Raw genomic sequence first — 24,395 nt, 5'->3', positions numbered from 1 at the left:
GCATGTGAACAAAACCGCCCTAGCCAATCGGTCGTACATCCCTTATCTGGCAGGAACTGCAAGAGGTGAGGCGACATGGCGGATTACGAGAGCCCGGGCCCGGTCGAGATCGACTGGAAGGACGCAATTTCTTCGGTCGAGGAGATCATCGAGGATGCGCGCAACGGGCGCATGTTCATCCTTGTCGATCACGAGGACCGGGAGAACGAGGGCGATCTGGTGATCCCCGCGCAATGGGCCACCCCTGACGCGATCAACTTCATGGCCACCTACGGCCGCGGCCTGATCTGCCTGTCGATGACCGGCGAGCGCTGCGACCAGCTTGGCCTGCAGCTCATGTCGACCCAGAACAGCTCGCGGCACGAGACCGCCTTCACCACCTCGATCGAGGCGCGCGAGGGTGTGACCACCGGCATTTCCGCCGCCGACCGCGCCCGCACCATCGCGGTGGCGATCGACGGCACCAAAGGCGCCGCCGACATCGCCACCCCGGGCCACGTCTTCCCGCTGCGCGCCAAGAACGGCGGCGTTCTGGTCCGCGCCGGCCACACCGAGGCCGCCGTCGACGTCGCGCGTCTTGCCGGGCTGAACCCAGCCGGCGTGATCTGCGAGATCATGAACGACGACGGCACCATGGCGCGCCTGCCCGAGCTCATCGCCTTTTCGCAGCGCCACGGGCTGAAGATCGGCACGATCTCCGAGCTGATCTCGTACCGCCGCCGCAACGACAACCTCGTGCGGGTCCGCCGCCACGATTCCATCACCTCCGAGTTCGGCGGCGATTGGGACATGCGGATCTACACCGACACCACCCATGGCGACGAGCACATCGTGCTGTCCAAGGGCGACATCTCGACCGACGCGCCGGTGATGGTGCGGATGCACGCGCTCGACCCGATGTTCGACATCGTGGGCACCGGCAGCCGCGGCCGCGCCGACGAGTTCCGCGCCGCGATGGAAGCGGTGGCCGAGGAAGGCCGAGGCGTCGTCGTGCTGCTGCGCGACACCGCCATGAAGCTCGAGCCGCACAGCGAGGTCTCGCCCCGCACCCTTCGGCAGTACGGTCTCGGCGCGCAGATCCTGTCGTCGCTCGGGCTGTCGAAACTCATCCTGCTGACCAACTCGCCGACGCCCCGCGTCGTCGGCCTCGAGGCCTACGGGCTCGAGATCGTCGGCACCCGAAAGATTGGAGCTGCGTGATGGCCTCGAACGAAGAACACTACACCCTGCCCCGCCCGAGCTTCGACAAGCCGGTGAAGATCCTCATCGTGGTCGCCCCCTACTACAAGCCGGTGGCCGAGCAGCTGGTGAAGGGTGCGGTGGACGAGATCGAGGCCGCGGGCGGGTTCCACGAGATCATCGAGGTGCCCGGCGCGCTCGAGGTTCCGACCGCGATCGGCATCGCAGAGCGCATGTCGAACTTCGACGGCTACGTGGCGCTCGGCTGCGTGATCCGCGGCGAGACCACCCACTACGAAACCGTCTGCAACGACAGCTCGCGCGGGCTGACGCTGCTCGGCCTGCAGGGGCTCTGCATCGGCAACGGCATCCTCACGGTCGAGAACTACGACCAGGCCTGGGCCCGTGCGGCAGTGGACGAGCAGAACAAGGGTGGCGGTGCCGCGGCGGCGGCCTTGCATCTTGTCGCGCTCGCCCGTAGGTGGGGCGCTTCCCGCAAGGGCGTGGGATTCGTTCCTGCCCGCGACGAGTTTCAGCTTGCGGGAGCTGAATCAGGAAAAGACACCGCATGACCAACCCGGACACTCCCCCGGCCCTTTCCGGCAACCAGAAACGGCGGATGAAATCCGCCTCGCGGCTCTACGCCGTTCAGGCCCTCTACCAGATGGAGGCCGCCGGCCAGTCCGTGGAACGTGTCCAGAACGAGTTCGTCGATCACCGCTTCGGCGCCGAGATCGAGGAAGGCGTCGAGATGCTCGACGGCGATGTGGGCCTGTTCGGCCGCATCACCAGTGCGGCGGTCAACTGGCAGGCCAAGATCGACCAGATGACCGACCGGGCGCTGGTCGCGAAGTGGCCGATCGCGCGCATCGACCCGACCCTGCGCGCGCTCTTCCGCGCCGCCGGGGCCGAGTTCGTCGACAGCGACACGCCGCCGCGCGTGGTGATCTCGGAATACGTCGACGTGGCACGCGCCTTCTTCCCCGAAGGCCGCGAGCCGCAGTTCGTGAACGCCGTGCTCGACCACATGGCGCGCGAGGCGAAGCCCGAGGCGTTCTGACGCCACGCCGCCTCTCGCGATGCCCCAAGGCCCCGACGCGCTGCGCCGGGGCTTTGTTTTTGCGCGGGTTTACCGGCGGGGCTGCCGGGTCCACGGCGGCGCGTTGTAGGGCGGCTCAGGCTGGAAAGCTGCGCCCTGCCCCCTCACCGCACGATTGTCCGGCGGCCTCTGATCCGGCGGCAAAGCCACCCCGGATGGCCGCTGTCCCACGCCCGCAATGCCCTGCCCTGCCCTGCCCCGGCAAGGCGCTCACTTGCCGGGCAGAGCGGCCGCCCGTTTTCATCGCCGGAGGCCTGTTCTGCCGAATAGAGAGTGCGTCGGCGGGAATTTCGCCTCTATATCTTGGCGACCGCAACACCTTACGAAAGATGGACAGGTGACAGAGAACTTCCTCCGCCTCACGACCGACGTCGCGCCCGAGTACGACCAGCCGGCGCCCGACAAGATCCTCTCGGGCGCGCCCGAGTTCACCACGTGGAATGTCGAGGACCGCGACGGGATCTACTGCGGCACATGGCGGGCCACACCCGGCAAGTGGCTGGTTCAGTACGACGAGTGGGAATACTGCAAGATCCTCGAGGGCCATTCGATCCTGACCGAGGACGGCGGCGAGAGCTTCGAGCTGAAGGCGGGCGACGGCTTCGTCATCCGGCGCGGCTTCAAGGGCACATGGGAGGTCGTGGAGACGACCATCAAGGAATACGTCATCCAGACCTGACGAACGCCGTTCCGGCGCCCCGGTGCTGGTCCCGCAAGACGGAGTCCGCGCCCCGATCAACCCGCTCGGGCCATTCCGGGCAGCCTCATCCGGTGTTTCCGACGACCGCAGAGGCGAAACCCTCACGGCTGTCGAGGACCCATTCGCGGGGCACAAGCCCCCGAACGAAAGCCCGGGAACGAAAGCCCAGAAAAAACGGGGACCGGCACCAGCCGGCCCCCGCCATCTTGTCTCAACGGCCACGGCCTGCAGACGCAGCCTCTCGGCTGCCGTCGTCCGCAGGCACGTCCGCTCAGCTGCCGTTGCCTGCCGGTGCAGGCGCGGTTGCGAAGGCCCAGCCCTTTCCGGCGGCAACCTGAAGCGTCGCCCAGCTGGCCGCGAGGTCGCGCACGCTCGAGGCCAGCGTCAGCCGCGAGCTGGCCAGCGAGCGCTGCACGTCGAGGAAGTCCAGCAGCGTCGTCGTGCCGCCGTTGTAGGTCTCGCGCGACAGCGACACCACGCGCTCGTAGGAGTTCACGCTGCGCTGGTAGGCCGCCACTGCACGCTGGTTGCGGATGTAGTCGCTCTGCGAGGCCTGCACCTCTTCTACCGCGCCCAGCACCGAGGACCGCCAGCCGAGCTCGGCTTGTTCCGCCTGTGCGATGGCCTGGTCGCGTTTGGCGGCCAGCACGCCCTGGTTCAGCACCGGCAGCGACACCTTCGGCCCGAACGACCAGCTCCCCACCCCTTCCGAGGTCGAGACCGTGCCGCCGAGGCTCACCGAAGGGTACATCTGCGCCTCGCTCACCCCCACCTTGGCCACGGCGGCGGCGTAGTCGCGCTCGGCCGCGCGCACGTCGGGGCGGTTGCGCAGCAGGTCCGCCGGAACGCCCGCCGAGGCGTTGCCGCCGGGCCGCGGCTGGGCCGCGCCGCGCTGCAGGCGGGTCTCGATGGTCTGCACCGGCTGCGCCAGCAGCGTCGCGATGGCGTAGGAGGACGCGTAGAACCCGCTCTCGAGCGACGGCAGCGAGGCCAGGCTCTCGTCCAGCGCCGCCTGCGCCTGCGCCTCGTCGAGCGCCGTGGCCGCCCCGGCCTCGCGCTGGCTCTGCACCAGCGACAGCGTCTCGCGGCGGGTGCCCAGCGTCTGGCGGGTGATCGTCAGCGCGTTCTGGTAGTAGCGCAGGTCGATGTAGCTCGAGACCAGCTGCGACAGGAAGGTCAGCCGCGCCGCGCCGACGCTGAGCTCGGCCGATTGCAGCGAGGCCAGCGCCGCCTCGCGCGAGCGCCGTTCGCCGCCGAAGAGGTCGAGCACCAGCGACGGGTTGAAGCTGGCGCCGGAGGTGGTCGTGGTGCCCGAGATCGCCTCGCCGCCGGCGCGGATGCTGTCGCTCGAAACCGAGCCCGAGATCATCGCCGGCAGGCCGGTGGCGCGGGCCGCGGCCTGGGCCTCGGCGACGCGGCTGATCGCGGTCTTGATGTCGAGGTTCTGGCTCAGCCCCGTCTGGACCAGCTCGTTGAGCATGGCGTCGTTGTAGGAGCGCCACCAGTACTGCGCCGAGGCCTCGCCGATGGGCTGCGCACTGCCTTCGGCAAAATTCGCCGCAACCGGCTGGCTCGGGCTGCGGAAGTCCGGTCCGACCGCGCAGGCGCTCAGCGCCAGTACCATCGGGACCAGGACAAGTCGTGTCGGTTTCATCTGCTCGATACTCTCGTTTGGGTCCAGCGGACCGTTCTCATGATGAGGGCGTAGAGGGCCGGCACCATGAAGATGCCAAAGGTAGGTCGAGGCGACCATGCCACCGATCACGCCGGTACCAATGGCGTTCTGCGCCGCGGCTCCCGCCCCTGTTGCGGTGGCCAATGGCAGCACGCCAAGAATGAAGGTGAGCGCGGTCATGAGGATTGGCCGCAACCTCAGCCGTGCGGCTTCGACGGCCGCTTCGGCAATGCCAAGGCCCTGACGGCGCAGGTCCTCGGCAAATTCCACGATAAGGATCGCGTTCCGGGCCGCAAGGCCAATCGTCGTCAGCATCCCCACCTTGAAATAAACATCATTTGATTGACCGAAAAGCCACGCTGCGGCGAGCGCCCCAAGCACCCCCACGGGCACCGCCAGCATCACCGGGAACGGGATCGGCCAGCTTTCGTAAAGCGCCGCGAGTGCTAGGAAAATCACCAGCGCCGAGACTGCCTAGCCATGGGGCCTGGTCGCCCGACCGTCGCTCCTGGTAGCTGATCCCGGTCCAGGCCGAGCCGTAGCCGCCGTCGAGATCCGCCACCGTCTCCTCCATCGCGTCCATCGCCGCACCCGAGCTCACGCCCTCGCCCGCCGACCCCGATATCTCGAGCGCCGAGGTGCCGCCGCGGCGTTGCAGCGTCGGGGCCACCGGCTCCCAGCTGGTGGTCATGAAGGAGGCGAAGGGCACCACCTCGTCGTCCGCGTTGATGGCGTTCCACTTGACGATGTCCTCGGGCTGCATCCGGTGCTCGGGCGCCGCCTGCACGATGACCGGCCGCAGCAATGAGCCGAGCACGAAGTCGTTGACCTCGGAGCCCGCGAAGATCACCGACAGCATGCTGTTCACCGCCGATAGCGAGACGCCGAAGATCTCGGCCTCCTCGTTGTCGATGTCGATGCGCAGGGCGCTGTCCTCGTCGGTGCCGCGGGCGTCGACGTTGCTGACGCCCGGGTTCTGCCGGGCGGCGGCGACGAGCTGTTCGGCGGCGGTCTTGAGCGTGGCGCTGCCATTGCCCGCCTGATCGACGAGGTACATGGTGAAGCCGCCGGTGTTGCCCCTGCCCGGGATGGCCGGGGGCTGCATGAACATCACCCGCCCTGCCCGGTGCGTGGCGAAGCGCAGGTTGACCCGCCCGGCCATGCTGGCCGCCGAGAGCGACGGATCGTCCTGCCGCTCCTCGAAGTCGCGCAGCTTCACGAAGATCATGGCGCTGTTCTGGCCGCTGCCGCCGAAGCCGAAGCCCAGCGAGGCGAAGGTCGACTCGACCGCCGCGCCCTCCTCGTTCAGCAGATAGTCCTCGACCTCCTTCACGGTGGCGAGGGTCTGCTGGGTGGTGGCCCCCTCGGAGAGCGAAACCTGCGTCATCACCACACCCTGATCCTCGGTCGGGATGAAGGAGCTGTCGATGCGCTGGTAGACCCACCACGCGCCGCCGAGCACCACGAAGAGCGTCGCCAGCACCAGAAGCGGCGCGCGCATGGTGCCGCGCACCCCGGCGCCGTAGCCATGGGTGAAACGGTCCATGCCGCTGTTGAACCAGCGCGCCGGGGCGAAGCGGATGTGCCCGGGCCTGGGCCGCAGCAGCCGCGCCGACATCGGCGGCGACAGCACGATGGCAAAGACCAGCGACAGGGTCATCGCGGTGACCATGGTCAGCGAGAACTGCCGGTAGATGACACATAGATGACGCCGGTGGAGCCCCCGAAGAAGGCCATCCGCAGGAACACCGCCGCCAGCACCACGTTGATGCCCAGAAGCGCCGCGGTGATCTGGCCCATGCTCTTGCACGTGGCCTCGGGCGCCGACAGCCCCTCATCTTCCATCAGGCGCTCGACGTTCTCGACCACCACGATGGCGTCGTCCACCAGCAGGCCGATGGCGAGCACCATGGCGAACGTGTTGATGGAATAGCCGGTGGCATAGAGCACCGCGAACGTGCCGAGCAGGACCTGCGTCTGTACAGCGCTCGGCAACTGACTCCCGACCTGCGCGACCTTGGTCTGCACCTCGTTCTGCGCGTCCACCGGATCGACGCTGTCATCGAAGGTGAGCGTGACCGAGCCCGATCCTTCCGAGGACTGCGCAGTCATGTAGATCATGCCGTCGAGCCCGGTCATCGAATCCTCGATGACCCGCGTCACCGAGTTCTCGACCGCCTGCGCCGTGGCTCCCGGGTAACCGGCCGAGACCCGCACCGTGGTCGGCGCGATGTCGGGATACTGCGCCACCGGCAACGACAGGAACGCGACCAGTCCGGCGAGCATGGTCATGATCGCCAGCACCCAGGCCAAGACCGGGCGTCGGATTAAGAAATGGCCCAGGGATCAGTCCTCGCTCTTGCCCGTGAGAGCGTCGGCGCCGGTGCCCGGTCCGCGTCCGGCTGCCGCGCCGTCGACCTCTGCGGGCCCGGCATCGGTGGCCACCCCGTCCTCCGAGATGGTCACCGGCACGGTGCTGACCTCGGCACCGTTCTGCAGGCGGGCGAGCCCGTCCACGATCAGCGCCTCGCCTGGCGCGATGCCGTCCGTCACCACCCAGGCGTTCCGGTAGCTGCCCTGCTCGGCCTTGCCGTCCACCGCGACAAAGGCGGTGAGCACGCCCGAGACCGAGCGCGACGTCGCGCCCCGCGGCACCAGCACGGCGCTGGTGGTTCCGAGCACGACCTCGACGCACAGGAACTGGCCGGGCATCAGCCGCAGCCCGGGGCTGTCGAAAGCGATGCGCATCCGGCGCGTACCGGTGGTGGTCGAAACCGTGGTCCCGGGCGAGACCATCCGCCCCTTGGCGGCATAGGTCCCGCCGGAGTCGAGCTCGAGCTCGATGTCGAGCCCGTCGCCCGGCTGCAGCGCGCCCGCATCCATCTTGTCGCGCATCTCGCCCATGCGGCGGCTCGATTCCTCGACGTCGACGTAAATCGGATCGAGCCGCGTCACCGTGGTCAGCGCGTCGGTCTGGTTCTCGGTCACCAGCGCCCCCGCCGAGATCGTCGGCACCGAGGGGAAACCCGCGATCGGACTGCGGATCTCGGTGCGGTCGAGATCGAGCTGCGCCACCTCGAGCGCCGCCTCCGCCGCGCTCTGGTCCGCCTGCGCCTGCTTCAGCGAGACCTTCGCCGTGGCCAGGTCCTCCTGCGTGACACCGGTGCCGAGCAGGCGCTCGTAGCGGGTGACGGTCTCCTGCGCGGCGGCGACCGAGGCCTCGGCCCGCGCCACCTCGGCCTCGGACGAGGCCACCTCCGCGCGGTAGGTCTGGTCCTCGATGCGGAAGAGCACGTCGCCCGCCTCGACCGGGCGGCCGAGCTCGTAGACGATCTCCGAGATCGCCCCGCCGACCCGCGGCCGCACGTCGACCTGCTCATAGGCCACCGCCCGCCCTGGCACGGTAACCGTGAAGGGCACGTCCCGCGACTCGAGCGTCATCGCCCCCACCTCGGTGGCGCCTCCGCCCGCCTGCTGGGGAAGGGCCGGAGTGGCGGGAAGCAGAAACAGCGTGGCGGCGACGGCCTCGGCTGCGTGCCTTGACCGGCGGACGATGCACTCAGGCCGCATGAAACTTCTCGAGCTGGTGTCCGAAACAACGGGTATTTGTCGCTACACGCACGGTATCCCAGAGTCCGTCGCGGGTTTCGTGAAGAATTCGCACAACGACCTCCGACGCCACGCACCATCCCCGCCCGTCCGGCAGGCCCCGCGTCCGCAACCCTGCGACGCTCCGCCGCTTGTTTCGTGACGGATTGTGGCCCAGATTACGTGAAGGAATGGTGTCACAGCGCGCTTGGGGCTTGCCAAAGCGGCGTGGAGCGATACCTTTCAGGATGTAAGCAGGGAGATACCGACATGCCGCGTCTTGTTCGACTCTACATTTCTCAGATCCTGATGGGGTTCGGACTGGCCTCCGCCTTCGTGGGACTCCTGCTCTGGCTGAACGTGGCGAACCTCTACCACCTCGTGACCCACTCCGACGCCGGCCTGCTGGCCGTCTTCCTTCTGTGGCTGTTCAACGGGCTGGTCTTCGCGGGTGTCCAGTTCGCCATCTCGATCATGCGCCTCGAAGACCGCGACACCCCGCCCTCCGGCGGCCGCCGCCAGCGCAACATGGCGTTGCAGCCGATCCCTGTCCGCGTCGCGGCAGACACCCGCAAGGACGTGCTGAAAACCCGCCGTACCCACTGAGCCGCACTGCTCGGGCCGGACCCACCAAAGCGCCCCCCGGGGCGCTTTTTTCATGCAGCGCCAGACCCAGGCCGCCCACGCGGCCCCGCCCTTCATCTTGCCAAATCAAACTCCCGCCGGAGGCATCCCGACCGCGCCACCAGCGCATCCACCAAACAAGGGCGCCCCACCAAACTAGCCCCCTGCACGCCGCACGAACGCAAGCCCAACCAGGCGCCCCACCCTTCATCTTGCCAAATAAACTCCCGCCGGAGGCATCCCGACCGCCACGCACGCGCAGCCACAGGGCAAGGGCCGCGAAGATGGTGCCCGTCATCCGGATATCATGAGGGAGGAAAGTGGCGGGAACCGCGGCAACCGTGGGGTTATCTCATTCCCGAGGACCTGTATATACAGGTGGGCGTCAGGTAACCGGACCAGGGCCCGGACAGAGCCAACTCCCTCGGAATTGCTTAAGGCCACCGGAATGCAACCATGTCACGAGAAGGGCAGAACCCGCCTTTCCCCGAGATAGGCTGCCCCCGGCGCCCCGGCAAGAGGTCTGTTCGAATTCAGCCCTCTTCGGGGGTCACGAAATTGTAACGCTCCAGTTCCTCGGGCAGCAGAATGTAGATTTCATCGGACGGCGTCTGCAGGGCGTGCTTCATCACCAGCGGGTCGATGCCCATGTCCTCGAGATAGGCCATGACCTCGCCCTGCCCGCGCTGGATGCTCTCGACCGCGACGAAGGCCGGCAGGATGGTGTTCTCGCCGAAGTAATGCTGGTGCACCCCCAGCGAGGCACCCTCCTCGACGTCCCGCGTGTCGCCCCCGGCGAAGAGGTAAGGACAGGCGGAATAACAGTACTCGCCGCGGAGCATCTTCGTGCCGATGCCCGCCTCGCGCAGGTGCCGCCCCAGCGCCAGCGCGTCCTGCACCGAGCCGCCCGGGCTTTGCAGCACCAGCGCCTCGACGGCGGGGTCGGCGGCGTCGATCAGCCCCGAGACCCGGGCCCCGTCGCCCTCGGCGATCTCGCCCTCGAGCCGCCAGACCCCGGGCGCGCCGGTTTCGGTCAGCGCCAGCCGGTCAGGCAGCGCGCCGGGATCGCGGGCAGGCTCCATCGGCGGGCGCTGGCGCGAGGGGTCGAAGACCCGCCGCTGGTCACCCGGGCGCACGGGCTCCGAGAGCCGCGGCGCGCTCGGTCCGAAGCCCGGCAAGCGAAAGTTCTCGCGCATGTCGCCAAGCACCAGCAAGCCGCCGATGCCGATCTGGAAGGCAAGGATCCCGGTCAGCACCCGCCCGATGGACAGGCCCCGCATCAGCCGGACTTGCCCTTGAGCTGCGCCACCTCGGCCCCGCCGGCCTCGGTCACCGGCGCGGGTGCCGGCGGGCCCGCTTTCTCGGCGGGCTCGGGGGCCGGCTCCGGCGGGCGGCTATGCACCTCGGGCATGCGCTCGAGATCGGTCTCCACCTCGCGCAGCGCCGACAGTGCCGAGCGCAGCTCGGCCAGCGTCATGCTGTCCTCGACCGGCGAGCCGTCGCGCCCTTCGCGGATCGCCGACTGGGTCACGGCAAGGATCAACACCAGCACGGCCGGCAGAAGGTCGATGGCGATCGCCCCGGCCCAGGAGGGCACGAAGTTGCGGGCGTAGAGGATGACCGCGTCGGCGGAGGAGACCGGCGTGTAGGTCACCTCGGTGGCGGGCGTCATCGCCATCACCTCGCGCGCCGCCTGTTCCAGCGTCGCCGCACGGCTGGCCAGCGCCTCGAGCACCGAGTCGATGGTGGCGGTCTGGCTGCCGCGGATCGCCTCGGTGCTGCCGTCGAGCTCGGGCAGCACGACCGAGGCCGACAGATCCTGCGCCGCGCGCTGGACCAGAGGCGCCACGGAGAGCTGGCGCAGCTCCGCGATCAGCCCCTGCAACTGGACCGCCGCCTCGGAGAACTCGACCGAGCGCGCCTCGACCGGCCCCGGCTCGACGGTCAGCGCCCGCATCCGCGACAGGATGGTGTTGCCCTGCACGAAGGCATCCTCCACCAGCGGCGTCTGGCGCCCGATCTGTTCCTCGAGCGCCTGCAGCTCGGCCGCCTTCTGGCGCAGCACCCGGAACACCGCGCCCTGCCCCGCAAGGCCCGACAGCGTGCCCTGCGCCTCCTGTTCGGAGAGATCCTCGAAGCTCTGCCGCACCCGCGCCACGTCACGCTCCAGCGACTGCGCCGAGAGCGCGATCTCGTGGGTGCGTTCAAGCGAGGCCTGGTAATCCTGCACGGTCTTGGCGAGGTGCTGCTCGACCGCCGCCGAGCCCGCCAGTGCCGCCGCGTTCAGCCACGAGGACATGGCGACGATGGCAAGCGAGCCCAGCGCCATGGCGCCCATCAGGCCCATCCGCGCCCGCGCCGTGCGCACCGCCGGAAACAGCCGCATCAGGTAAGACCAGAACACGAAGATGCCCACCGACACCGCCACCGAATAGGCGATGGCGGCGAAGACCGTCATGCTGCCGTTGTCGTCGAGCAGCGACGACACGCCGAGATAGGTGTAGATCCCCGAGGCCACCGCCAGCACGCCCAGCGCCGTGCCCGAAAAGCTCTCGAGCCAGCTCAGGTGGTCCTGCAATTCGCGTGCATGGCGCACGCCGCGTGCCTGCCGGCGGGACATGGCGCTGTCTTCCGTCATCCTCGGGACTCCCTTGACCGCATTCCTCTCCAGTTAGGGAGCGCGCCCGCTCAAGGAAGGGTGACCGGCAGAAAGCTTGCATATGTTCACGGATTGTTCATAAAATGTCCCTATGGAACCCTCCGTCCTCGCCCCTGCCGCCCAGCTCATGCCCGGCCAGTTGCTGGCCCGCGGCGTCTGTCGCCACCTCGCCGCCGGCCACGGTTTCGCGGTGATCGAGGAGTTCATCCCCGAGCGCGGCAAGCGCGTCGACGTGATGGCGCTGGGGCCCAAGGGTGAAATCTGGGTGATCGAGTGCAAGAGCAGCCGCGCGGATTTCATGTCCGACGGCAAGTGGCAGGGCTATCTCGACTGGTGCGACCGCTATTTCTGGGCGGTGGATTCGCAGTTCCCCACCGATCTGCTGCCCGAGGGCACCGGCCTCATCCTGGCCGATGCCTATGACGCCGAGATCCTGCGCATGGGGCCCGAGACCCGGCTTTCCGGTGCCCGGCGCAACGCGCTGATCCGGCGCTTCGCCATCCACGCGGCGCGGCGGCTGCACACGCTGCGCGATCCCGGCGCGATGCTCGACGGGCGGATCTGACCGCCCGCGCCGTGCCTCAGCGGCGGGCCTTCATCCGGCGGGCGGCGGCGGCAGCGGCGCGGATCTCTTCCGCGATCTCCTCGGCCTCCTCCGGCTCGAAATCCATCGGCACCTCGAGCTCGCCCGCGCTGATGAACAGGCGCACCATGCCGTGATCGGTCGGCCCGATCTGGAGATTCGCTTCGACGTCGCGTTCGGTATTGATGCCCATGGTCTCGCCCTTTGCCCTATCGATGCCCGGGCGGGTGCCGCTCCGGGTCCTGCCCGCTGCCCCGCCAAAGCGCTGCAACACCGGGGGATCCCGGCGGCAGCGGCATCAAAGCGACCTAGCCCCACGGGTCTTGATTTGCAAGCCGCGAGGTGGAAGCGTCGCGCCATGACGAGCATTGCCCTCACACCCTACACCCCCGCCGACCGGCCCTGGCTGGTGGAGGCCCACGGGCGCCTCTACGCCGAGGCCGAGGGCTTCGACCAGAGCTTCCCGAGGCTTGTCGACGAGATCCTGCAGGGGTTCGAGGCCGCGCATGATCCCACCTGCGAACACGGCTGGATCGCCCGCGACGCCGGGCAGCCGCTCGGCAGTATCTTCTGCGTGCGGCAGGAAGATGAGACCGCGAAGCTCCGGCTGTTCCTGTTGCTGCCCGAGGCGCGCGGCAAGGGGCTCGGCCAGCGGCTGCTTGACCGGTGCATGGGGTTCGCGCGTGAGGCGGGCTACCGGCGGATGACACTCTGGACGCACGAGAGCCACCGCGCCGCCTGCGCGCTCTACGCCCGCAACGGCTTTTCCTGCCTGCGCTCCACGCCGGTGCAAAACTTCAGCGTCGCCCTTGTCGAGCAGCAGTGGGAACGCCCGCTCTGAGGGCCGGATTTTGGCTTGCAATCCCGGCAGGGCGGCGCTATCTCCCCCCAACGTGCCGCCTTAGCTCAGTAGGTTAGAGCGCTTGATTGTGGATCAAGAGGTCTCCCGTTCGAACCGGGAAGGCGGTACCACTACCCCCCTCCGGTTGCTTGACGACAGGCTTGCATCGCGCGAGACGCCTGGTCTAAACGCCGATTTTCCCGGCATGAATCACGTTTCCGCCCCCCTGTGGCGCCACAGGCTGCATGACGAGATATTCGCGATTCGCGTCAGATTCGCTCGCGGCGCTTACCTTACCTTTACCGGAATCACCCCATCCCTGCCTGGCCCAGCGGAAGGAGGTGTCGGATGCGGCGACCCACGGGCCCCATGTCGATCAGGCGGATGTCGCGGCGGATCTTCGTCCTCGTCCTTATCATGGCAGTGGTCGTCACCGCCCTTGGCGCAGTCGGCTACACGCAGGCACGGCAGGGATTGCGCGCGTGGGAAGATTTTCATCGCACGACGGACACCACGCGCCAGCTGCACGACCAGTTGCTTTCGGCCTTCGGCTATGACGGGCTTGCGCATCACTTCCAGCTCTACGTTCTCCGCGGAGGCAGGGCGCTGCAGGGCCGGATCGAAAGCGATCGCGAGACCATCAACACCGTGCTCGCCCAATTGCGTGACGCTCGGCCCGCCGAGGAGGCAAGCCCCGCGATCGAGGCCCTGCAGGAGCTCGCCGACACCTATCTCAAGAAGGCCACGCAGGCCAGGCGGATGCGGACGATCAACACCCCGCCCGAGCAGATCCACGAAGACCTGACCATAGACAAGGCCCCGGCGCTGGCCGCACTCACCCTGCTGCAAGAACGCGCCGGTCTGGACGTCCCTGCCAAGCCCGCCTCCGGCAAGAGCGCGCTGCTGGTCCTCTTCCGTTCTGAGATGGGGCTCGGGGGCGTCATTGATCTCTTCCACGATTACCTGCTGGCCGCCGATCCGCAGGTGCATGTGGCCCTGCTCGCCCATCTGGACGCGGCAGATGCGGCGCTCGCGGCCTTCCGCGCCCTGCCCCATGACGAGTCAGAGGCGGCGGCGCTGGACAGCCTGACCAGCTTCCTCGCAACCCTGCGGGAGGGTGCTGCGACTGTCTCCGAAATGCGCGCCGAAGGGGCCGATGCCACTGCGCTGGACGTCGCTCTGCAATGGGACGATGCGCCCTACATTGCCGCGCTCGACGCGCTCGAGGTCGGCATCAGCGCCGACGACAGCGGCCGGGCGGAGATCCTATCGCAAGCCCTGGAAGGTGGGGCACAGCTGGCGCTCGTCACCTCCGGGCTGATGGCGCTGGGCCTGCTCGCCCTGTCGCTCTATGTCCGGCACAGCCTGCAGCGCTCGGCGGTGATCCCCGCCAGCGCCATCTCGGAGGCGGTGCATCGCCTCGCGCAGGGCGAAACCGATGTCGACGTGGCCGGGCATGTCTCGGACACCGAGATCGGGCGCATCGCTGAATCCTGCGAGACCTTCCGCGAGGTGCTTCAGCGCAACGCCGACATGTCACGGCGGGCCCGGCACGACGCCGACCTGCAGCGCCGTCAGGCGGAGGAGACCCGCAAGCTCATCGACGAACAGACCCGCCTGCAGGCCGAGGTCACCGAACGGGCCGAGGCGATCCGCGCCGAGGTCGCGAGCATCTCGCGCGCTGCGGAGGAACTGTCGAGCCGCACGGAAACCCAGGCCGCGACGCTCGAAACCGGCGCGGCGGCGCTCGAGCAGCTGACGGTCTCGGTGGGCACGGTCGCCGAGTCTGCCACCGAATCCCGCAGCCGCATGGTCAAGGTCGAGGAGGTCACCCGCGGCTGCAGCGCCATCCTTGGCGAGGCCATCGCGGGCATGGACCGGATCGTCGAATCTTCGGGCAAGATCTCCCGCATCACCGACCTCATCGAACAGATCGCCTTCCAGACCAACCTGCTCGCGCTTAACGCAGGCGTCGAGGCCGCGCGCGCCGGCGAAGCCGGGCGCGGCTTCGCGGTCGTCGCCACCGAAGTGCTGGCCCTCGCCCAACGCTCCTCCGAAGCGGCGAATGAAATCAACGAGATGATTGCGACGAGCGAGCGCGAGATCGAGAGTGGCTCGGCCCAGATCTCGCGCGTGGGCGCGAGCTTCACCGAGATCACCGCCATGGTCGAGGCGGTGGTCGAGCTGGCCGAGAACGTCGCCCACTCCACCCGCGAGCAGTCGAGCGGGCTGCAGGATCTCAACCGCTCGATCAGCAACCTCGACGAGGTCACCCAGCGCAACGTGGCCATGTTCGAGGAGACCGCCGCCTCGACCAACATGCTCTCGCAGAACGTCGACGCCCTGATTGCCGCCAGCAGCCGGCTCGGGGCGCCCCCCGCGCCGGGTGGGGTGGGGGGCGCCTCGCCAGCGCTTCGGGCAGCGGGGTAGTGGCGCACGTCACCCTGGGTCGGTGCCGGGACCCACGGCGACGACCAGCCCTCGCGACGTGACGGGCGAGGCGAGGCGAGGCGAGGCGAGGCGAGGCGAGGGAAGCAGCTTTGGATGGCTGCGAGGTCAAGACCAGATCATGGGCGGCGCGCTCACGATGGTTCAGGCGCTGGACCCGCGCGACCAGAGACCAGAGACCAGAGACCAGAGACCAGAGACCAGAGACCAGAGACCAGAGACCAGAGACCAGAGACCAGAGCACCGCCCGTCGCTCATCGTCAATCCCGGCATAAGCACTTTCACACGTCGCGAGGGCCCTCCAACCCGATCAGAGCGCACCTTCCGAAGACGCCCATTTTCAAGGCACGCCGCTCAGCTCTTGAGCAGTCACGTAGGCGCCAGTGACCAAATCTGTTGCACGCCGGGCGCTTGCACTTACGGTTTCCTCGCCGCGCGGCCCCATTCGCGCCAGTCCAAGTCCAGAGGAGAGACCCGTGTTCAACCGTCTCGTTGCCGCAGCCTTCGCTGCCTCCGTCGCCATCACCGGCGCCGCCGGAGCCGTTTCCGCCCAGACCAGCATGCCCTTCGCGCTGGACTGGAAGTTCGAGGGGCCGGCCGCGCCCTATTTCCTCGCCGTCGACAGCGGTCTCTTCTCGGACGCCGGGCTCGAGGTCGAGATCTCCGAGGGCAAGGGCTCGCTCGACGCCATTCCGAAGGTCGCGACCGGCGCCTTCCCCGTGGGCTTTGCCGACATCAACAGTCTGATGCGCTTCCTCGACCAGAACCCCGGCGCGCCGGTGACCGCGATCATGATGATCTACGACAAGCCGCCCTTCGCCGTGGTCGGCCGCAAGTCGCTGGGTGTCGAGACCGCCAAGGATCTCGAGGGCAAAGTCCTGGGTGCCCCGCCCCCGGACGGTGCATGGGCCCAGTTCCCGATCTTCGCCGCCGAGAACGGTCTCGACATGGAGCAGATCACCGTCGAGCCGGTGGGCTTCCCGACCCGCGAGCCGATGCTGGCCGAGGGTCAGGTCGCCGCGGTGACCGGCTTCTCGTTCTCGTCGACCCTCAACCTCAAGCGTCTCGGCGTGCCCGAGGATGACCTCTCGGTGATCCTGATGGCCGACAACGGCGTCGATCTCTACGGCAACGCGATCATCGTGAACACCGATTTCGCCGCCGAGAACGCCGAGGCGGTGACCGGCTTCCTGACCGCCATCGCCGCCGGCTGGAGAGCCGCCATCGTCGATCCCGACGCCGCCATCGAGGCGCTGATCGAGCGCAACCCAGCCGCCGACGCAGACCTCGAGAAGGAGCGCCTGCAGATGGCCATCGACGACAACGTGCTGACCGATTTCGTGGCCGAGAACGGGCTCGGCGGCATCGACGCCGACCGCATGGCCTCGGCCATCGAGCAGACCGCCACGGTCTACGAGTTCACCTCGGAACCCGACGCGGCGCTCTACTTCGACGACAGCTACCTGCCGGCTGCCGACAGCCGGATGCTGAAGTAAGGACAGGCGGCGCCGGCCCCGTGCCGGCCCCGCGACCGACATGGCAAATCTCATCGAAATCAAGGGCGTAACCCACGCCTACAAGACCCCGAACGGCCCGCTTCCGGTGCTCGACGGGCTCGAGATCGCGGTCCCCGAGGGCGAATTCGCCGCCGTGGTCGGCCCCTCGGGCTGCGGCAAGTCCACCCTGACCCGGCTCATCGCCGGGTTGATGAAACCGGACCGCGGCGAGGTCTGGCTGCACGGCAGGCTGGTCAAGTCGCCCCGCAAGACCGTCGGCATGGCGTTCCAGAACCCGGTGATGCTCGAGTGGCGGACGATCCTGCAGAACGTCATCCTGCCGCTCGAGATCGTCGCCCCCTCGATGCCCAGGAAGGACCGCATCGCCCGCGCCGAGGAACTGCTGGCGCTGGTCGGGCTCGGCGGCTTCGAGGACAAGCGCCCGTCGGAGCTGTCGGGCGGGATGCGCCAGCGCGCCTCGCTCTGCCGTGCCATCGTGCACAAGCCCGACGTGCTGATCATGGACGAGCCCTTCGGCGCGCTCGACGCCTTCACCCGCGAGGACCTGTGGCAGACCATGCATGAGCTGCGCGCCAAGGAGCCTTTCACCGCGGTGCTGATCACCCATGACCTGCGCGAGAGCGTCTATCTCGGCGATCAGGTCTTCGTGCTCTCGGGCCGGCCCGCGACCACGCAATACGTGCTCGACGTAACCTACCCCGGCGACGGGATGCGGCGGCTCGAGGGGCTCTACACCCCCGAGGCGGCGGCGATGCTGGCCACCCTGCGCGAGCAGATCCAGATCGCGCAGGGGCGGCACCCGGGCCCGGCGGTGCACTGATGGACCTGCTTCGGAAAATCGGCGTGCCGGTGGCCGCCATCCTCATCTTCCTCGGGTTCTGGGAATTCCTCGTCTGGGTCAACGGCTGGCCGAACTACGTCATGGCCTCGCCCTCGGACCTGCCCGACGCCTACATCCGCTTCTGGAACCTGTTCCTCACCGGCAGCTGGCAGACGCTCTGGCGCACCGTCGCGGGGCTTGGCATTGCGGTGGTCGCAGGCACGCTGGTCGGCATGGTCATGGGCTTCTCACGCATCGCCCGCGACGGGCTCTACCCGCTTCTGGTGGGCTTCAACGCCGTGCCCAAGGCGACGCTGGTGCCGGTGCTGGCGCTGCTCTTCATCGGGCAGCACAACTTCAACACCGTGCTGATGGCCTTCCTGATCTCGTTCTTCCCGATCGCGGTCTCGGTGGGCATCGGGCTCTCGACGCTCGAGCCCGAATACCGCGACATCCTGCGCTCGCTCGGCGCCAGCCGCTTCACGATCTTCCGCAAGATCGCCCTGCCCAAGACGCTGCCCGAGTTCTTCGGCGCGCTCAAGGTCTCGGTCACGCTGGCCTTCATCGGCACCAACCTCGTCGAGATCATCTCGCCACACGGCAAGGGGCTCGGGGCGCTGTTCCTGTCGGGGCAGACGAACTCGAACTACCCGCTGATGTTCGCGGTGCTGATCGCGCTCGCGGTGCTGGGGATCCTGCTCTACTACGCTGTGGTCGCGCTCGAGCGGATCTTCGCGGGCTGGGCGGAACGCCCGCAGGGCTGAGCCCCCGGGACCACGCGACACAGGAAGAAGGGGCGCCCGCGAACGGCGCCCCTTTTTTGCAATCCCGGGGCCAGTAGTTCAGCCGCGCAGGCGTTGCACCAGCGTGGTGGCGGCAAAGATTACCGCCGCGGCGCAGACCATGGAGGGGCCCGCCGGAGTGTCGAAGAGGAATGCGCCCCAGAGCCCGCCGAGCGCCGCCAGCACCGCGATGGCCGCCGCGATGACCGCCATGCTCTCGGGGCTGCGCGCCAGGGGCCGGGCGGCGGCGGCGGGGATCAGCAGCATGGCGCTGACCAGAAGCGCGCCCACCACCTTGATCGCCACGGCGACCACCACGGCCAGCGCCAGCGTCAGGATCCTGCTCTCGCGCCGCGGGTCGAGCCCGCTTGCCCAGGCCAGGTCCGGCGAGACCGTCGCCGTCAGCAGCGCCTGCCAGCGCCAGACCACCAGCGCCACCACCGCCGCGGCGCCCGTCCAGATCACCGCGAGGTCGGATTTGCTCACCGCGAGGATGTCGCCGAAGAGATAGGCGGAGAGGTCGAGCCGCACGCCGGGCACGAAGGTCACCGCCACCAGCCCGAAGGCCAGCGCGCTGTGCGCCAGCACCCCCAGCACCGTGTCCATGGCGAGGCCGCGTTCGGAGAGCGCATAGACCAGCGCGGCCATCACCAGCACCACCGCCAGCGTGCCGACGACCACCGGCAGCGACAGCGCCAGCGACAGCGCCACGCCAAGGATCGCCGCATGGGCGGTGGCGTCGCCGAAATAGGCCATCCGGCGCCACGCCACGAAACAGCCGAGCGGCGCCGCGGCGATCGCGAGCCCAAGCCCGGCCAGCGCCGCGCGGATCAGGAAATCGTCGAGCATGGTCAGCCGGCCTCCGCCGTGCGGGGTGCAGGGGCCGCCCCGTGATCGTGATGGCCCTCGTGATGGGTGTGACCGCAGTCCGCGTCGTGGCTGTGGCTGTGTTCGTGGCGGTAGAGCGCCAGCGCGCCGTGGGTGCCCGAGCCGAAGAGCGCCCGGTATTCCGCCGCCTGCGCCACCACCTCCGGGTGGCCCTGGCAGCAGACGTGGCCGTTGAGGCAGACGACCCGGTCCGAGGCGCTCATGACCACGTGCAACTCGTGGCTCACCATCACCACCGCGCAGCCGAGATGCGAGCGGATGTGCTCGATCTGGCGGTAGAAGGCGGCGGAGCCCGGCTGGTCGAGCCCCTGTGTCGGCTCGTCGAGCAACAACACGTCGGGCTTGTTGAGCAGGGCGCGGGCCAGAAGCACGCGCTGGAACTGCCCGCCCGAGAGCCCGGTCATCGGGCGGTCGCCAAGCGTGCCGGCACCGGCCTCCTCGAGCGCCGCGGCCCGTTCGGCGGCCGGCACCCGGTGCGGCAACGACAAGAAGCGCATTACGGTCAGCGGCAGCGTCGGGTCCATCGCCAGTTTCTGCGGCACATAGCCCAGCCGCAGCCCCGGCCGGTGGCGCACCTTGCCCGATTCGGGCCGCACCGCGCCGATCAGCGTGCGCAGGAGCGTCGACTTGCCCGAGCCGTTCGGCCCGACGATGGTCACGATCTCGCCCGGTGCGATGGAGAAATCCACGTCGCTCAGCACCGGCTGCCCGCCAAGCGAGACCCGCAGCCCGGTGGCGTCGATCAGGTTCATGCACGCGCCTCCCGGCACGAGGGACACGCGCCTTCGGCCTCGATCACCATGCGCGAAACCTCGAAGGCCAGCCCCGCCGCCGCCTCGCGCACCGCCCGCGCGATGTCGCGCGACGGCATCTCGGCCACGGAGCCGCAGCCCTTGCAGATCAGGAAGGCCGGTGCGTGCCGCTCGCCGGGGTGGGCACAGGCGACAAAGGCGTTCAGCCGCTCGATCTTGTGGGCGAAGCCGTTGGTCACGAGGAAATCCAGCGCCCGGTAGACGGTGGGCGGCTGCGCCCCCTGCCCCTCGGAGCGCAGCACGTCGAGCAGCTCGTAGGCGCCCATGGCGCGGTGCTCCTGCAGCAGGATCTCGAGCACCCGGCGGCGCTGCGCGGTGAGCTGCAGCCCCTGCTCGGCGCAGGTCTCCTCGGCCGAGCTCAGGGCCTGGGCGATACAATGACCGTGGTCGTGCGTGGTGAATCCGAGCGTATCCATGCCGGTCTCCTTCGTTCAGGGGTTGCTATGTTATAGCATCCTCATTATCAAGCACCACTGTGTTATAACATAACAGGATTCGAGATGCTGAGGTCTGCCCTTCCCGCCCTTCTGCTCGCCACGCCGCTTGCCGCCGAGGTGCCCGTCACCGTGACCGACATCGCCCCCGTGCAGGGGCTGGTCGCCTCGGTCATGGGCGATCTCGGCAGCCCCGGGGTGCTGGTGCCGCAGGGCGCCTCGCCGCATGACCACGCGCTGGCCCCCTCCGAGGCGCGCAGCCTTCAGAACGCCGGGCTGGTGTTCTGGATCGGGCCCGACCTGTCGCCGGACATCGGCCGCAAGATCGGGACCATCGCCAGCGGCGCGACGGTGGTGACGCTGGCCGACCTGCCGGTGACTCAGCACCTCGCCACCCGCGACGAGGTGATCTTCGAGGCCGGCGACGACGACCACGACCACGACCATGATGACCACGACCACGACGACCACGATCACGACGGGCACGATCACGACGGGCACGACCATGATGAGCACGGTCAAGACGACCACGATCACGACGGGCACGACGACGATCATGCCGAGGACGCGCACGGCCACCACCACGGCCCCGAGGACCCGCATGTCTGGCTCTCGCCCGACAACGCCGCGGCCTGGCTCGACGTGATCGCCGGGGCGCTGTCCGAGGCCGACCCCGAGAACGCCGCCACCTATGCCGCCAACGCCGAAACCGCCCGCGCCGAGATCGACGCGGCCGTCGCGCAGGCCCGCGAGACGCTTGCCCCGGCGCAGGACGCCCGCTACGTGGTCTTCCACGACGGCTACCAGTATTTCGAAGCGGCCTTCGGGCTGAAGGTGCTCGGCGCAATCAAGCTCTCGGACGCCACCGACCCGAGCCCGGCGCATCTCCTCGCCCTGCGCGAGGCGGTGGCCAAGACCGGCGCGGCCTGCATCTTCGCCGAGCCCCAGTTCAATCCGCGCCTCATCGACTCGGTGACCGAGGGCAACGAGGTGGCGGTGGCCGAGCTCGACCCGCTCGGCAGCACGCTCGAACCGGGCCCCGGCTTCTACCCGGCGTTCATCACCGACCTCGCCGACCGTATCGCGGGCTGCACCGGGCGCTGAGCGCCGGTCACGCTGCGCTGCAAGAAGACCAAAGGGGGCGCCATCCGCCCCCTTTCGCTTGTCCGGAACCTCAGAACGCCCCGGTCCGGCCCGGGAAGACCTCGAGCGAGATATCCGCCCCCGCGAGCGCGCCGCGCACTGCGCGGGCGATCTGGAGGGCGGTCTTGCCGTCGCCGTGCAGGCAGATGGTGTCCACCGCGGTGGGGATGTGCTTGCCGCTTTCGGTGATGATCGCGCCAGCCTTCACCATCTCGACCATGCGCCGCGCCGCGAATTCCGGGTCGTGGATCACCGCCCCCGGCAGCGACCGGTCCACCAGCGTCGCGTTGTCGTTGTAGGCCCTGTCGGCAAAGATCTCGCCCGCCCAGCGGCACCCCAGCGCCTCGACCGCGCTCTGCTGCCGGGTGGCCGCCAGCACCATGATGATGATGTCGGGATCCACCGAGAGCGCACCCTCGTAGGCCGCCCGCGCAAGCGCCTCGTCCTCGGAGCAAATGTTGGCCAGCGCGCCGTGCAGCTTCAGGTGCCGCACCCGGCCGCCCGCGGCCGCGGCCATCGCCTGCGCCGCGCCCAGCTGGTAGGCCACGAGGTTGCCCAGCGACCGGCCCGCGATCTGCATCCGCCGCCGCCCGAAGCCCTGCAGGTCGGGAAAGCCCGGATGCGCGCCGATGCCGGTGCCGGTCTCGACCGCCCGCGCCATGGTCGCGGCCATCACGTCCCAGTCGCCTGCGTGCATGCCGCACGCGACGTTGGCCGAGGTGATGACCTCGAGCAGTTCCGCGTCCTGCCCCATCACCCAGGGGCCGAAGCTCTCGCCCATGTCCGCGTTGAGATCCACCGATGTCATGTCCGTCTCCTTAGTGGTCGTGATGGTCGCCGCTGGAAAAGCCGCTCACCAGCTTGTGGCTCAGCAGGTCCGGCACGTCCGCCGGGTGCCGCACCACCGGCACCGCACGGCGCGGCAGCTCCGCCTCGAGGCGGCGGCGCGTGGCCTCCGCCGCCAGCGCCTCGTCGAGCGAGATCCAGCGGAAGCGCAGACGCGCCCCCGCCGGCGCCTGCGCGATGCGCGGCAGGTCGGCCGGGATCACTGTCGCCAGCCGCGGGTAGCCGCCTGTGGTCTGGGATTCGGCCAGCAGCACGAAGGGCGCGCCGTCGCCGGTCATCTGGATGTCGCCGGGAGCGATCACCTCCGAGACCACCGAGAGCCCCCCCTCGACGCCGTAGCCCGGCCCATCCGGGTTCACCTTCACGCCCATCCGGTTGGCCCGGTTGTCGCGGGTGAACCCCTCCTCGGCGAAGCGGTCGCGCTGATCCCCGGGGAAAAGCTCCGTCTGCAGGCTCGCGACCACGCGCAGCGTGCCGCCGCCGAAACGGTCCTCGACCGGCAGCTTGCGCCCGGTGGCGCCGCCCCGGTCGGGCCCGACGGACAGGCGCGCGCCGGGCTCGACGGCCCCGCCCAGCCCCGCTGTCAGATGCGCCGAGACCGCGCCCAGAAACTCGGGGCCCTGGAACCCGCCGCCCACGTGCAGGTAGCCGTAGGCCCCCGCAGTCGCCGGCCCGATGTCGAGCTTCGCGCCCCGCGGCAGCAGGTGCGAAGCGTGCCAGAGCAGCGGCGCGCCGTCGATCGTCGCCCGCATCGGCGCACCGCTCAGCGCGATGCGCATGTCCTCGGTCGCCTCGAAGAGCCCGCCCATGCCGCCCATCTCGAGCGCCACGCTGCCCTTCTGGCCGAGCAGCGCCCGCCCCTCGGCCAGCGCCAGCCGGTCCATGGCACCGCCGCGCGACAGCCCGTAGGTGATCCAGCCCGGGCGGCCGTCGTCCTGCAGCGTCAGCGCGGGCCCGGCCCGGAGCACGATCAGCGCGCGGCTCATGGCAGCGCCTCCCAGCTCGCGCCCCCGCCCGGATCGGCGGCCATGTTGGAAAACGCGTCCTCGCTCACCGCGGGGAAGATCACTTCGTCCCCAGGCGCCAGCAGGAAGGGCCGCGCGTCGCCCATGCGGAACAGCGTCGCTGCGGTCTGGCCCACGTGGCGCCAGCCGGTCGGTGCGGTCACGGCAAAAAGCACGAACTGCCGGATCGCCAGCACCAGCGCGCCCTTCGGCACCTTCGGCGTCAACGCCTGCTGGCGCGGCACGTCCCAGCACTCCGGCAATTGCCCGAGGTAGGGCTGGCCCGGCGCGAACCCCAGCGCCGTCACCCGCACCCGGGCCGAGGACAGCGACCCGAGCGCGTCTGCCTCGCTCAGCCCCGCCGCCGCCGCGGCCTCGCCGAACTGCGGTGCAAGCGTGCCGCCATAGACCGTGGGAATGCGGTGCAGCCGCCGCCCGTGCGGCAACTCGGCCTCGAGCCAGTCCCGGCTGCCCATCAGTGCCCGCAGCTTCGCCTCGAGATCCGCATGGCGCACCGCCAGCGGATCGAAGCGCAGGTAGCACGAGACCAGCGAGGACGAGGTCTCCTCGACACCGTCCCAGCCAGCGCGCTCGACCTCGGCCCGAAAGGCGATGGCCGCCCGGTTCGCGGGCTCGCCGAGCCTGTCTCCGAAGCTCACCAGCAGCCCGTCGATCCCGACGGTTCGAATGATCGGATAGGCCGCCACGTCCAGCGCCATGCCATGCTCTCCCGCATCCAAGGTCGTTTGACTG

At 69.1% G+C, this 24,395-nt stretch carries 23 protein-coding genes, 1 tRNA gene, 1 other RNA gene and 1 pseudogene; 13 read left to right on the top strand and 13 right to left on the bottom strand.

Going from position 1 to position 24,395, the window contains the following annotated elements; translation table 11 throughout:
* Positions 1-75 precede the first annotated feature (75 nt).
* The 4 genes from ribB (at position 76) to BLQ77_RS21630 (ending at position 2,957) form a co-directional block, all read left to right on the top strand.
* Positions 76-1,200, top strand: a complete 1,125-nt coding sequence (gene ribB / locus BLQ77_RS21645) for a 3,4-dihydroxy-2-butanone-4-phosphate synthase (protein ID WP_089962812.1) — start codon at positions 76-78, stop codon at positions 1,198-1,200.
* Complete coding sequence (locus tag BLQ77_RS21640) at positions 1,200-1,751, top strand: 6,7-dimethyl-8-ribityllumazine synthase (RefSeq protein ID WP_008883116.1); 552 nt, start codon at positions 1,200-1,202, stop codon at positions 1,749-1,751. Before ribB ends, BLQ77_RS21640 begins: the two co-directional genes overlap by 1 nt.
* On the top strand, positions 1,748-2,239 hold the full coding sequence (nusB, locus tag BLQ77_RS21635) for a transcription antitermination factor NusB (RefSeq protein WP_008883280.1): 492 nt from the start codon (positions 1,748-1,750) through the stop codon (positions 2,237-2,239). The genes BLQ77_RS21640 and nusB overlap by 4 nt, the downstream gene beginning before the upstream one ends.
* Positions 2,240-2,615: 376 nt before the next feature.
* On the top strand, positions 2,616-2,957 hold the full coding sequence (locus BLQ77_RS21630) for a cupin domain-containing protein (RefSeq protein ID WP_008883356.1): 342 nt from the start codon (positions 2,616-2,618) through the stop codon (positions 2,955-2,957).
* A gap of 292 nt (positions 2,958-3,249) precedes the next feature.
* On the opposite strand, the gene BLQ77_RS21625 is transcribed toward BLQ77_RS21630, so the two are convergent.
* The 3 genes and pseudogenes from BLQ77_RS21625 to BLQ77_RS21615 form a co-directional block, all read right to left on the bottom strand.
* Positions 3,250-4,602: an efflux transporter outer membrane subunit gene (locus BLQ77_RS21625; protein ID WP_242661815.1), complete on the bottom strand. Its 1,353-nt coding sequence runs from the start codon at positions 4,600-4,602 to the stop codon at positions 3,250-3,252.
* 26 nt (positions 4,603-4,628) lie between these two features.
* Positions 4,629-6,996 (bottom strand): annotated as a pseudogene (locus BLQ77_RS21620) (efflux RND transporter permease subunit).
* A 3-nt stretch (positions 6,997-6,999) separates the two neighbouring features.
* On the bottom strand, positions 7,000-8,223 hold the full coding sequence (locus BLQ77_RS21615; protein ID WP_242661813.1) for an efflux RND transporter periplasmic adaptor subunit: 1,224 nt from the start codon (positions 8,221-8,223) through the stop codon (positions 7,000-7,002).
* Between the two features lie 288 nt (positions 8,224-8,511).
* Here BLQ77_RS21615 and BLQ77_RS21610 point away from each other — a divergent pair, with 288 nt between their 5' ends.
* Positions 8,512-8,847, top strand: a complete 336-nt coding sequence (locus BLQ77_RS21610; protein ID WP_008883460.1) for a hypothetical protein — start codon at positions 8,512-8,514, stop codon at positions 8,845-8,847.
* A gap of 341 nt (positions 8,848-9,188) precedes the next feature.
* On the opposite strand, the gene ssrS is transcribed toward BLQ77_RS21610, so the two are convergent.
* From ssrS to BLQ77_RS21600, 3 genes are all read right to left on the bottom strand, one after another.
* A non-coding RNA gene (ssrS, locus tag BLQ77_RS29965) (6S RNA) lies at positions 9,189-9,345 on the bottom strand.
* Positions 9,346-9,398: 53 nt separating this feature from the next.
* Positions 9,399-10,145 carry a COG3904 family protein gene (locus BLQ77_RS21605; protein ID WP_089962809.1) on the bottom strand — a complete coding sequence of 249 codons (747 nt, stop codon included), beginning with the start codon at positions 10,143-10,145 and terminating at the stop codon, positions 9,399-9,401.
* Entirely contained in the window at positions 10,145-11,503 is a 1,359-nt protein-coding gene (locus BLQ77_RS21600; protein WP_089962807.1) for a hypothetical protein, read from the bottom strand. Before BLQ77_RS21600 ends, BLQ77_RS21605 begins: the two co-directional genes overlap by 1 nt.
* Before the next feature lie 112 nt (positions 11,504-11,615).
* Here BLQ77_RS21600 and BLQ77_RS21595 point away from each other — a divergent pair, with 112 nt between their 5' ends.
* Complete coding sequence (locus BLQ77_RS21595) at positions 11,616-12,089, top strand: MmcB family DNA repair protein (protein ID WP_008883479.1); 474 nt, start codon at positions 11,616-11,618, stop codon at positions 12,087-12,089.
* Positions 12,090-12,105: 16 nt separating this feature from the next.
* On the opposite strand, the gene BLQ77_RS21590 is transcribed toward BLQ77_RS21595, so the two are convergent.
* Positions 12,106-12,300: a DUF6324 family protein gene (locus tag BLQ77_RS21590; protein ID WP_008883369.1), complete on the bottom strand. Its 195-nt coding sequence runs from the start codon at positions 12,298-12,300 to the stop codon at positions 12,106-12,108.
* A 165-nt stretch (positions 12,301-12,465) separates the two neighbouring features.
* Here BLQ77_RS21590 and BLQ77_RS21585 point away from each other — a divergent pair, with 165 nt between their 5' ends.
* From BLQ77_RS21585 to BLQ77_RS21560, 6 genes are all read left to right on the top strand, one after another.
* A complete protein-coding gene (locus BLQ77_RS21585; protein WP_089962806.1) occupies positions 12,466-12,948 on the top strand; it encodes a GNAT family N-acetyltransferase in 483 nt (160 codons plus the stop codon).
* A gap of 54 nt (positions 12,949-13,002) precedes the next feature.
* A tRNA-His gene (locus tag BLQ77_RS21580) sits at positions 13,003-13,079 on the top strand.
* Between the two features lie 217 nt (positions 13,080-13,296).
* Complete coding sequence (locus BLQ77_RS21575) at positions 13,297-15,378, top strand: methyl-accepting chemotaxis protein (protein ID WP_089962805.1); 2,082 nt, start codon at positions 13,297-13,299, stop codon at positions 15,376-15,378.
* A 539-nt stretch (positions 15,379-15,917) separates the two neighbouring features.
* On the top strand, positions 15,918-16,892 hold the full coding sequence (locus BLQ77_RS21570) for an ABC transporter substrate-binding protein (RefSeq protein WP_207545871.1): 975 nt from the start codon (positions 15,918-15,920) through the stop codon (positions 16,890-16,892).
* Positions 16,893-16,932: 40 nt separating this feature from the next.
* Entirely contained in the window at positions 16,933-17,733 is an 801-nt protein-coding gene (locus tag BLQ77_RS21565) for an ABC transporter ATP-binding protein (protein ID WP_008883065.1), read from the top strand.
* Complete coding sequence (locus BLQ77_RS21560; RefSeq protein WP_089962802.1) at positions 17,733-18,497, top strand: ABC transporter permease; 765 nt, start codon at positions 17,733-17,735, stop codon at positions 18,495-18,497. Before BLQ77_RS21565 ends, BLQ77_RS21560 begins: the two co-directional genes overlap by 1 nt.
* 78 nt (positions 18,498-18,575) lie before the next feature.
* Here the strand turns inward: BLQ77_RS21560 and BLQ77_RS21555 are convergent, their stop codons facing one another.
* The 3 genes from BLQ77_RS21555 to BLQ77_RS21545 are packed head-to-tail and all read right to left on the bottom strand — an operon-like array spanning position 18,576 to position 20,631.
* Complete coding sequence (locus BLQ77_RS21555) at positions 18,576-19,364, bottom strand: metal ABC transporter permease (RefSeq protein ID WP_089962800.1); 789 nt, start codon at positions 19,362-19,364, stop codon at positions 18,576-18,578.
* 2 nt (positions 19,365-19,366) lie between these two features.
* A complete protein-coding gene (locus tag BLQ77_RS21550; RefSeq protein ID WP_089962798.1) occupies positions 19,367-20,155 on the bottom strand; it encodes an ATP-binding cassette domain-containing protein in 789 nt (262 codons plus the stop codon).
* On the bottom strand, positions 20,152-20,631 hold the full coding sequence (locus BLQ77_RS21545) for a transcriptional repressor (protein WP_089962797.1): 480 nt from the start codon (positions 20,629-20,631) through the stop codon (positions 20,152-20,154). Before BLQ77_RS21545 ends, BLQ77_RS21550 begins: the two co-directional genes overlap by 4 nt.
* 84 nt (positions 20,632-20,715) lie before the next feature.
* Here BLQ77_RS21545 and BLQ77_RS21540 point away from each other — a divergent pair, with 84 nt between their 5' ends.
* Complete coding sequence (locus BLQ77_RS21540; RefSeq protein WP_089962795.1) at positions 20,716-21,753, top strand: zinc ABC transporter substrate-binding protein; 1,038 nt, start codon at positions 20,716-20,718, stop codon at positions 21,751-21,753.
* Positions 21,754-21,823: 70 nt separating this feature from the next.
* On the opposite strand, the gene BLQ77_RS21535 is transcribed toward BLQ77_RS21540, so the two are convergent.
* From BLQ77_RS21535 to BLQ77_RS21525, 3 genes are read right to left on the bottom strand one after another with little or no spacing between them, the layout of a single operon-like run.
* Entirely contained in the window at positions 21,824-22,600 is a 777-nt protein-coding gene (locus tag BLQ77_RS21535; protein WP_089962794.1) for a LamB/YcsF family protein, read from the bottom strand.
* 10 nt (positions 22,601-22,610) lie between these two features.
* Positions 22,611-23,624, bottom strand: a complete 1,014-nt coding sequence (locus tag BLQ77_RS21530) for a 5-oxoprolinase subunit C family protein (protein ID WP_089962793.1) — start codon at positions 23,622-23,624, stop codon at positions 22,611-22,613.
* Complete coding sequence (locus BLQ77_RS21525) at positions 23,621-24,361, bottom strand: 5-oxoprolinase subunit B family protein (RefSeq protein ID WP_089962791.1); 741 nt, start codon at positions 24,359-24,361, stop codon at positions 23,621-23,623. The genes BLQ77_RS21530 and BLQ77_RS21525 overlap by 4 nt, the downstream gene beginning before the upstream one ends.
* Positions 24,362-24,395: the final 34 nt, after the last annotated feature.

The organism is Salipiger thiooxidans (genome assembly GCF_900102075.1).
In the GTDB taxonomy this organism is placed as follows: domain Bacteria; phylum Pseudomonadota; class Alphaproteobacteria; order Rhodobacterales; family Rhodobacteraceae; genus Salipiger; species Salipiger thiooxidans.
Note: the sequence above shows the minus strand (reverse complement) of the source record. Positions and strands in the feature narration are given on the sequence as shown.

Bases quoted from the DNA above. Each gene is read 5' to 3' on its own strand.
- ribB (WP_089962812.1), top strand. From the start codon at position 76: ATGGCGGATTACGAGAGCCCGGGCCCGGTCGAGATCGACTGGAAGGAC.
- BLQ77_RS21640 (WP_008883116.1), top strand. From the start codon at position 1,200: ATGGCCTCGAACGAAGAACACTACACCCTGCCCCGCCCGAGCTTCGAC.
- nusB (WP_008883280.1), top strand. From the start codon at position 1,748: ATGACCAACCCGGACACTCCCCCGGCCCTTTCCGGCAACCAGAAACGG.
- BLQ77_RS21625 (WP_242661815.1), bottom strand. From the start codon at position 4,602: ATGGTACTGGCGCTGAGCGCCTGCGCGGTCGGACCGGACTTCCGCAGC.
- BLQ77_RS21615 (WP_242661813.1), bottom strand. From the start codon at position 8,223: ATGCGGCCTGAGTGCATCGTCCGCCGGTCAAGGCACGCAGCCGAGGCC.
- BLQ77_RS21610 (WP_008883460.1), top strand. From the start codon at position 8,512: ATGCCGCGTCTTGTTCGACTCTACATTTCTCAGATCCTGATGGGGTTC.
- BLQ77_RS21605 (WP_089962809.1), bottom strand. From the start codon at position 10,145: ATGCGGGGCCTGTCCATCGGGCGGGTGCTGACCGGGATCCTTGCCTTC.
- BLQ77_RS21600 (WP_089962807.1), bottom strand. From the start codon at position 11,503: ATGACGGAAGACAGCGCCATGTCCCGCCGGCAGGCACGCGGCGTGCGC.
- BLQ77_RS21595 (WP_008883479.1), top strand. From the start codon at position 11,616: ATGGAACCCTCCGTCCTCGCCCCTGCCGCCCAGCTCATGCCCGGCCAG.
- BLQ77_RS21590 (WP_008883369.1), bottom strand. From the start codon at position 12,300: ATGGGCATCAATACCGAACGCGACGTCGAAGCGAATCTCCAGATCGGG.
- BLQ77_RS21585 (WP_089962806.1), top strand. From the start codon at position 12,466: ATGACGAGCATTGCCCTCACACCCTACACCCCCGCCGACCGGCCCTGG.
- BLQ77_RS21575 (WP_089962805.1), top strand. From the start codon at position 13,297: ATGCGGCGACCCACGGGCCCCATGTCGATCAGGCGGATGTCGCGGCGG.
- BLQ77_RS21565 (WP_008883065.1), top strand. From the start codon at position 16,933: ATGGCAAATCTCATCGAAATCAAGGGCGTAACCCACGCCTACAAGACC.
- BLQ77_RS21560 (WP_089962802.1), top strand. From the start codon at position 17,733: ATGGACCTGCTTCGGAAAATCGGCGTGCCGGTGGCCGCCATCCTCATC.
- BLQ77_RS21555 (WP_089962800.1), bottom strand. From the start codon at position 19,364: ATGCTCGACGATTTCCTGATCCGCGCGGCGCTGGCCGGGCTTGGGCTC.
- BLQ77_RS21550 (WP_089962798.1), bottom strand. From the start codon at position 20,155: ATGAACCTGATCGACGCCACCGGGCTGCGGGTCTCGCTTGGCGGGCAG.
- BLQ77_RS21545 (WP_089962797.1), bottom strand. From the start codon at position 20,631: ATGGATACGCTCGGATTCACCACGCACGACCACGGTCATTGTATCGCC.
- BLQ77_RS21540 (WP_089962795.1), top strand. From the start codon at position 20,716: ATGCTGAGGTCTGCCCTTCCCGCCCTTCTGCTCGCCACGCCGCTTGCC.
- BLQ77_RS21535 (WP_089962794.1), bottom strand. From the start codon at position 22,600: ATGACATCGGTGGATCTCAACGCGGACATGGGCGAGAGCTTCGGCCCC.
- BLQ77_RS21530 (WP_089962793.1), bottom strand. From the start codon at position 23,624: ATGAGCCGCGCGCTGATCGTGCTCCGGGCCGGGCCCGCGCTGACGCTG.
- BLQ77_RS21525 (WP_089962791.1), bottom strand. From the start codon at position 24,361: ATGGCGCTGGACGTGGCGGCCTATCCGATCATTCGAACCGTCGGGATC.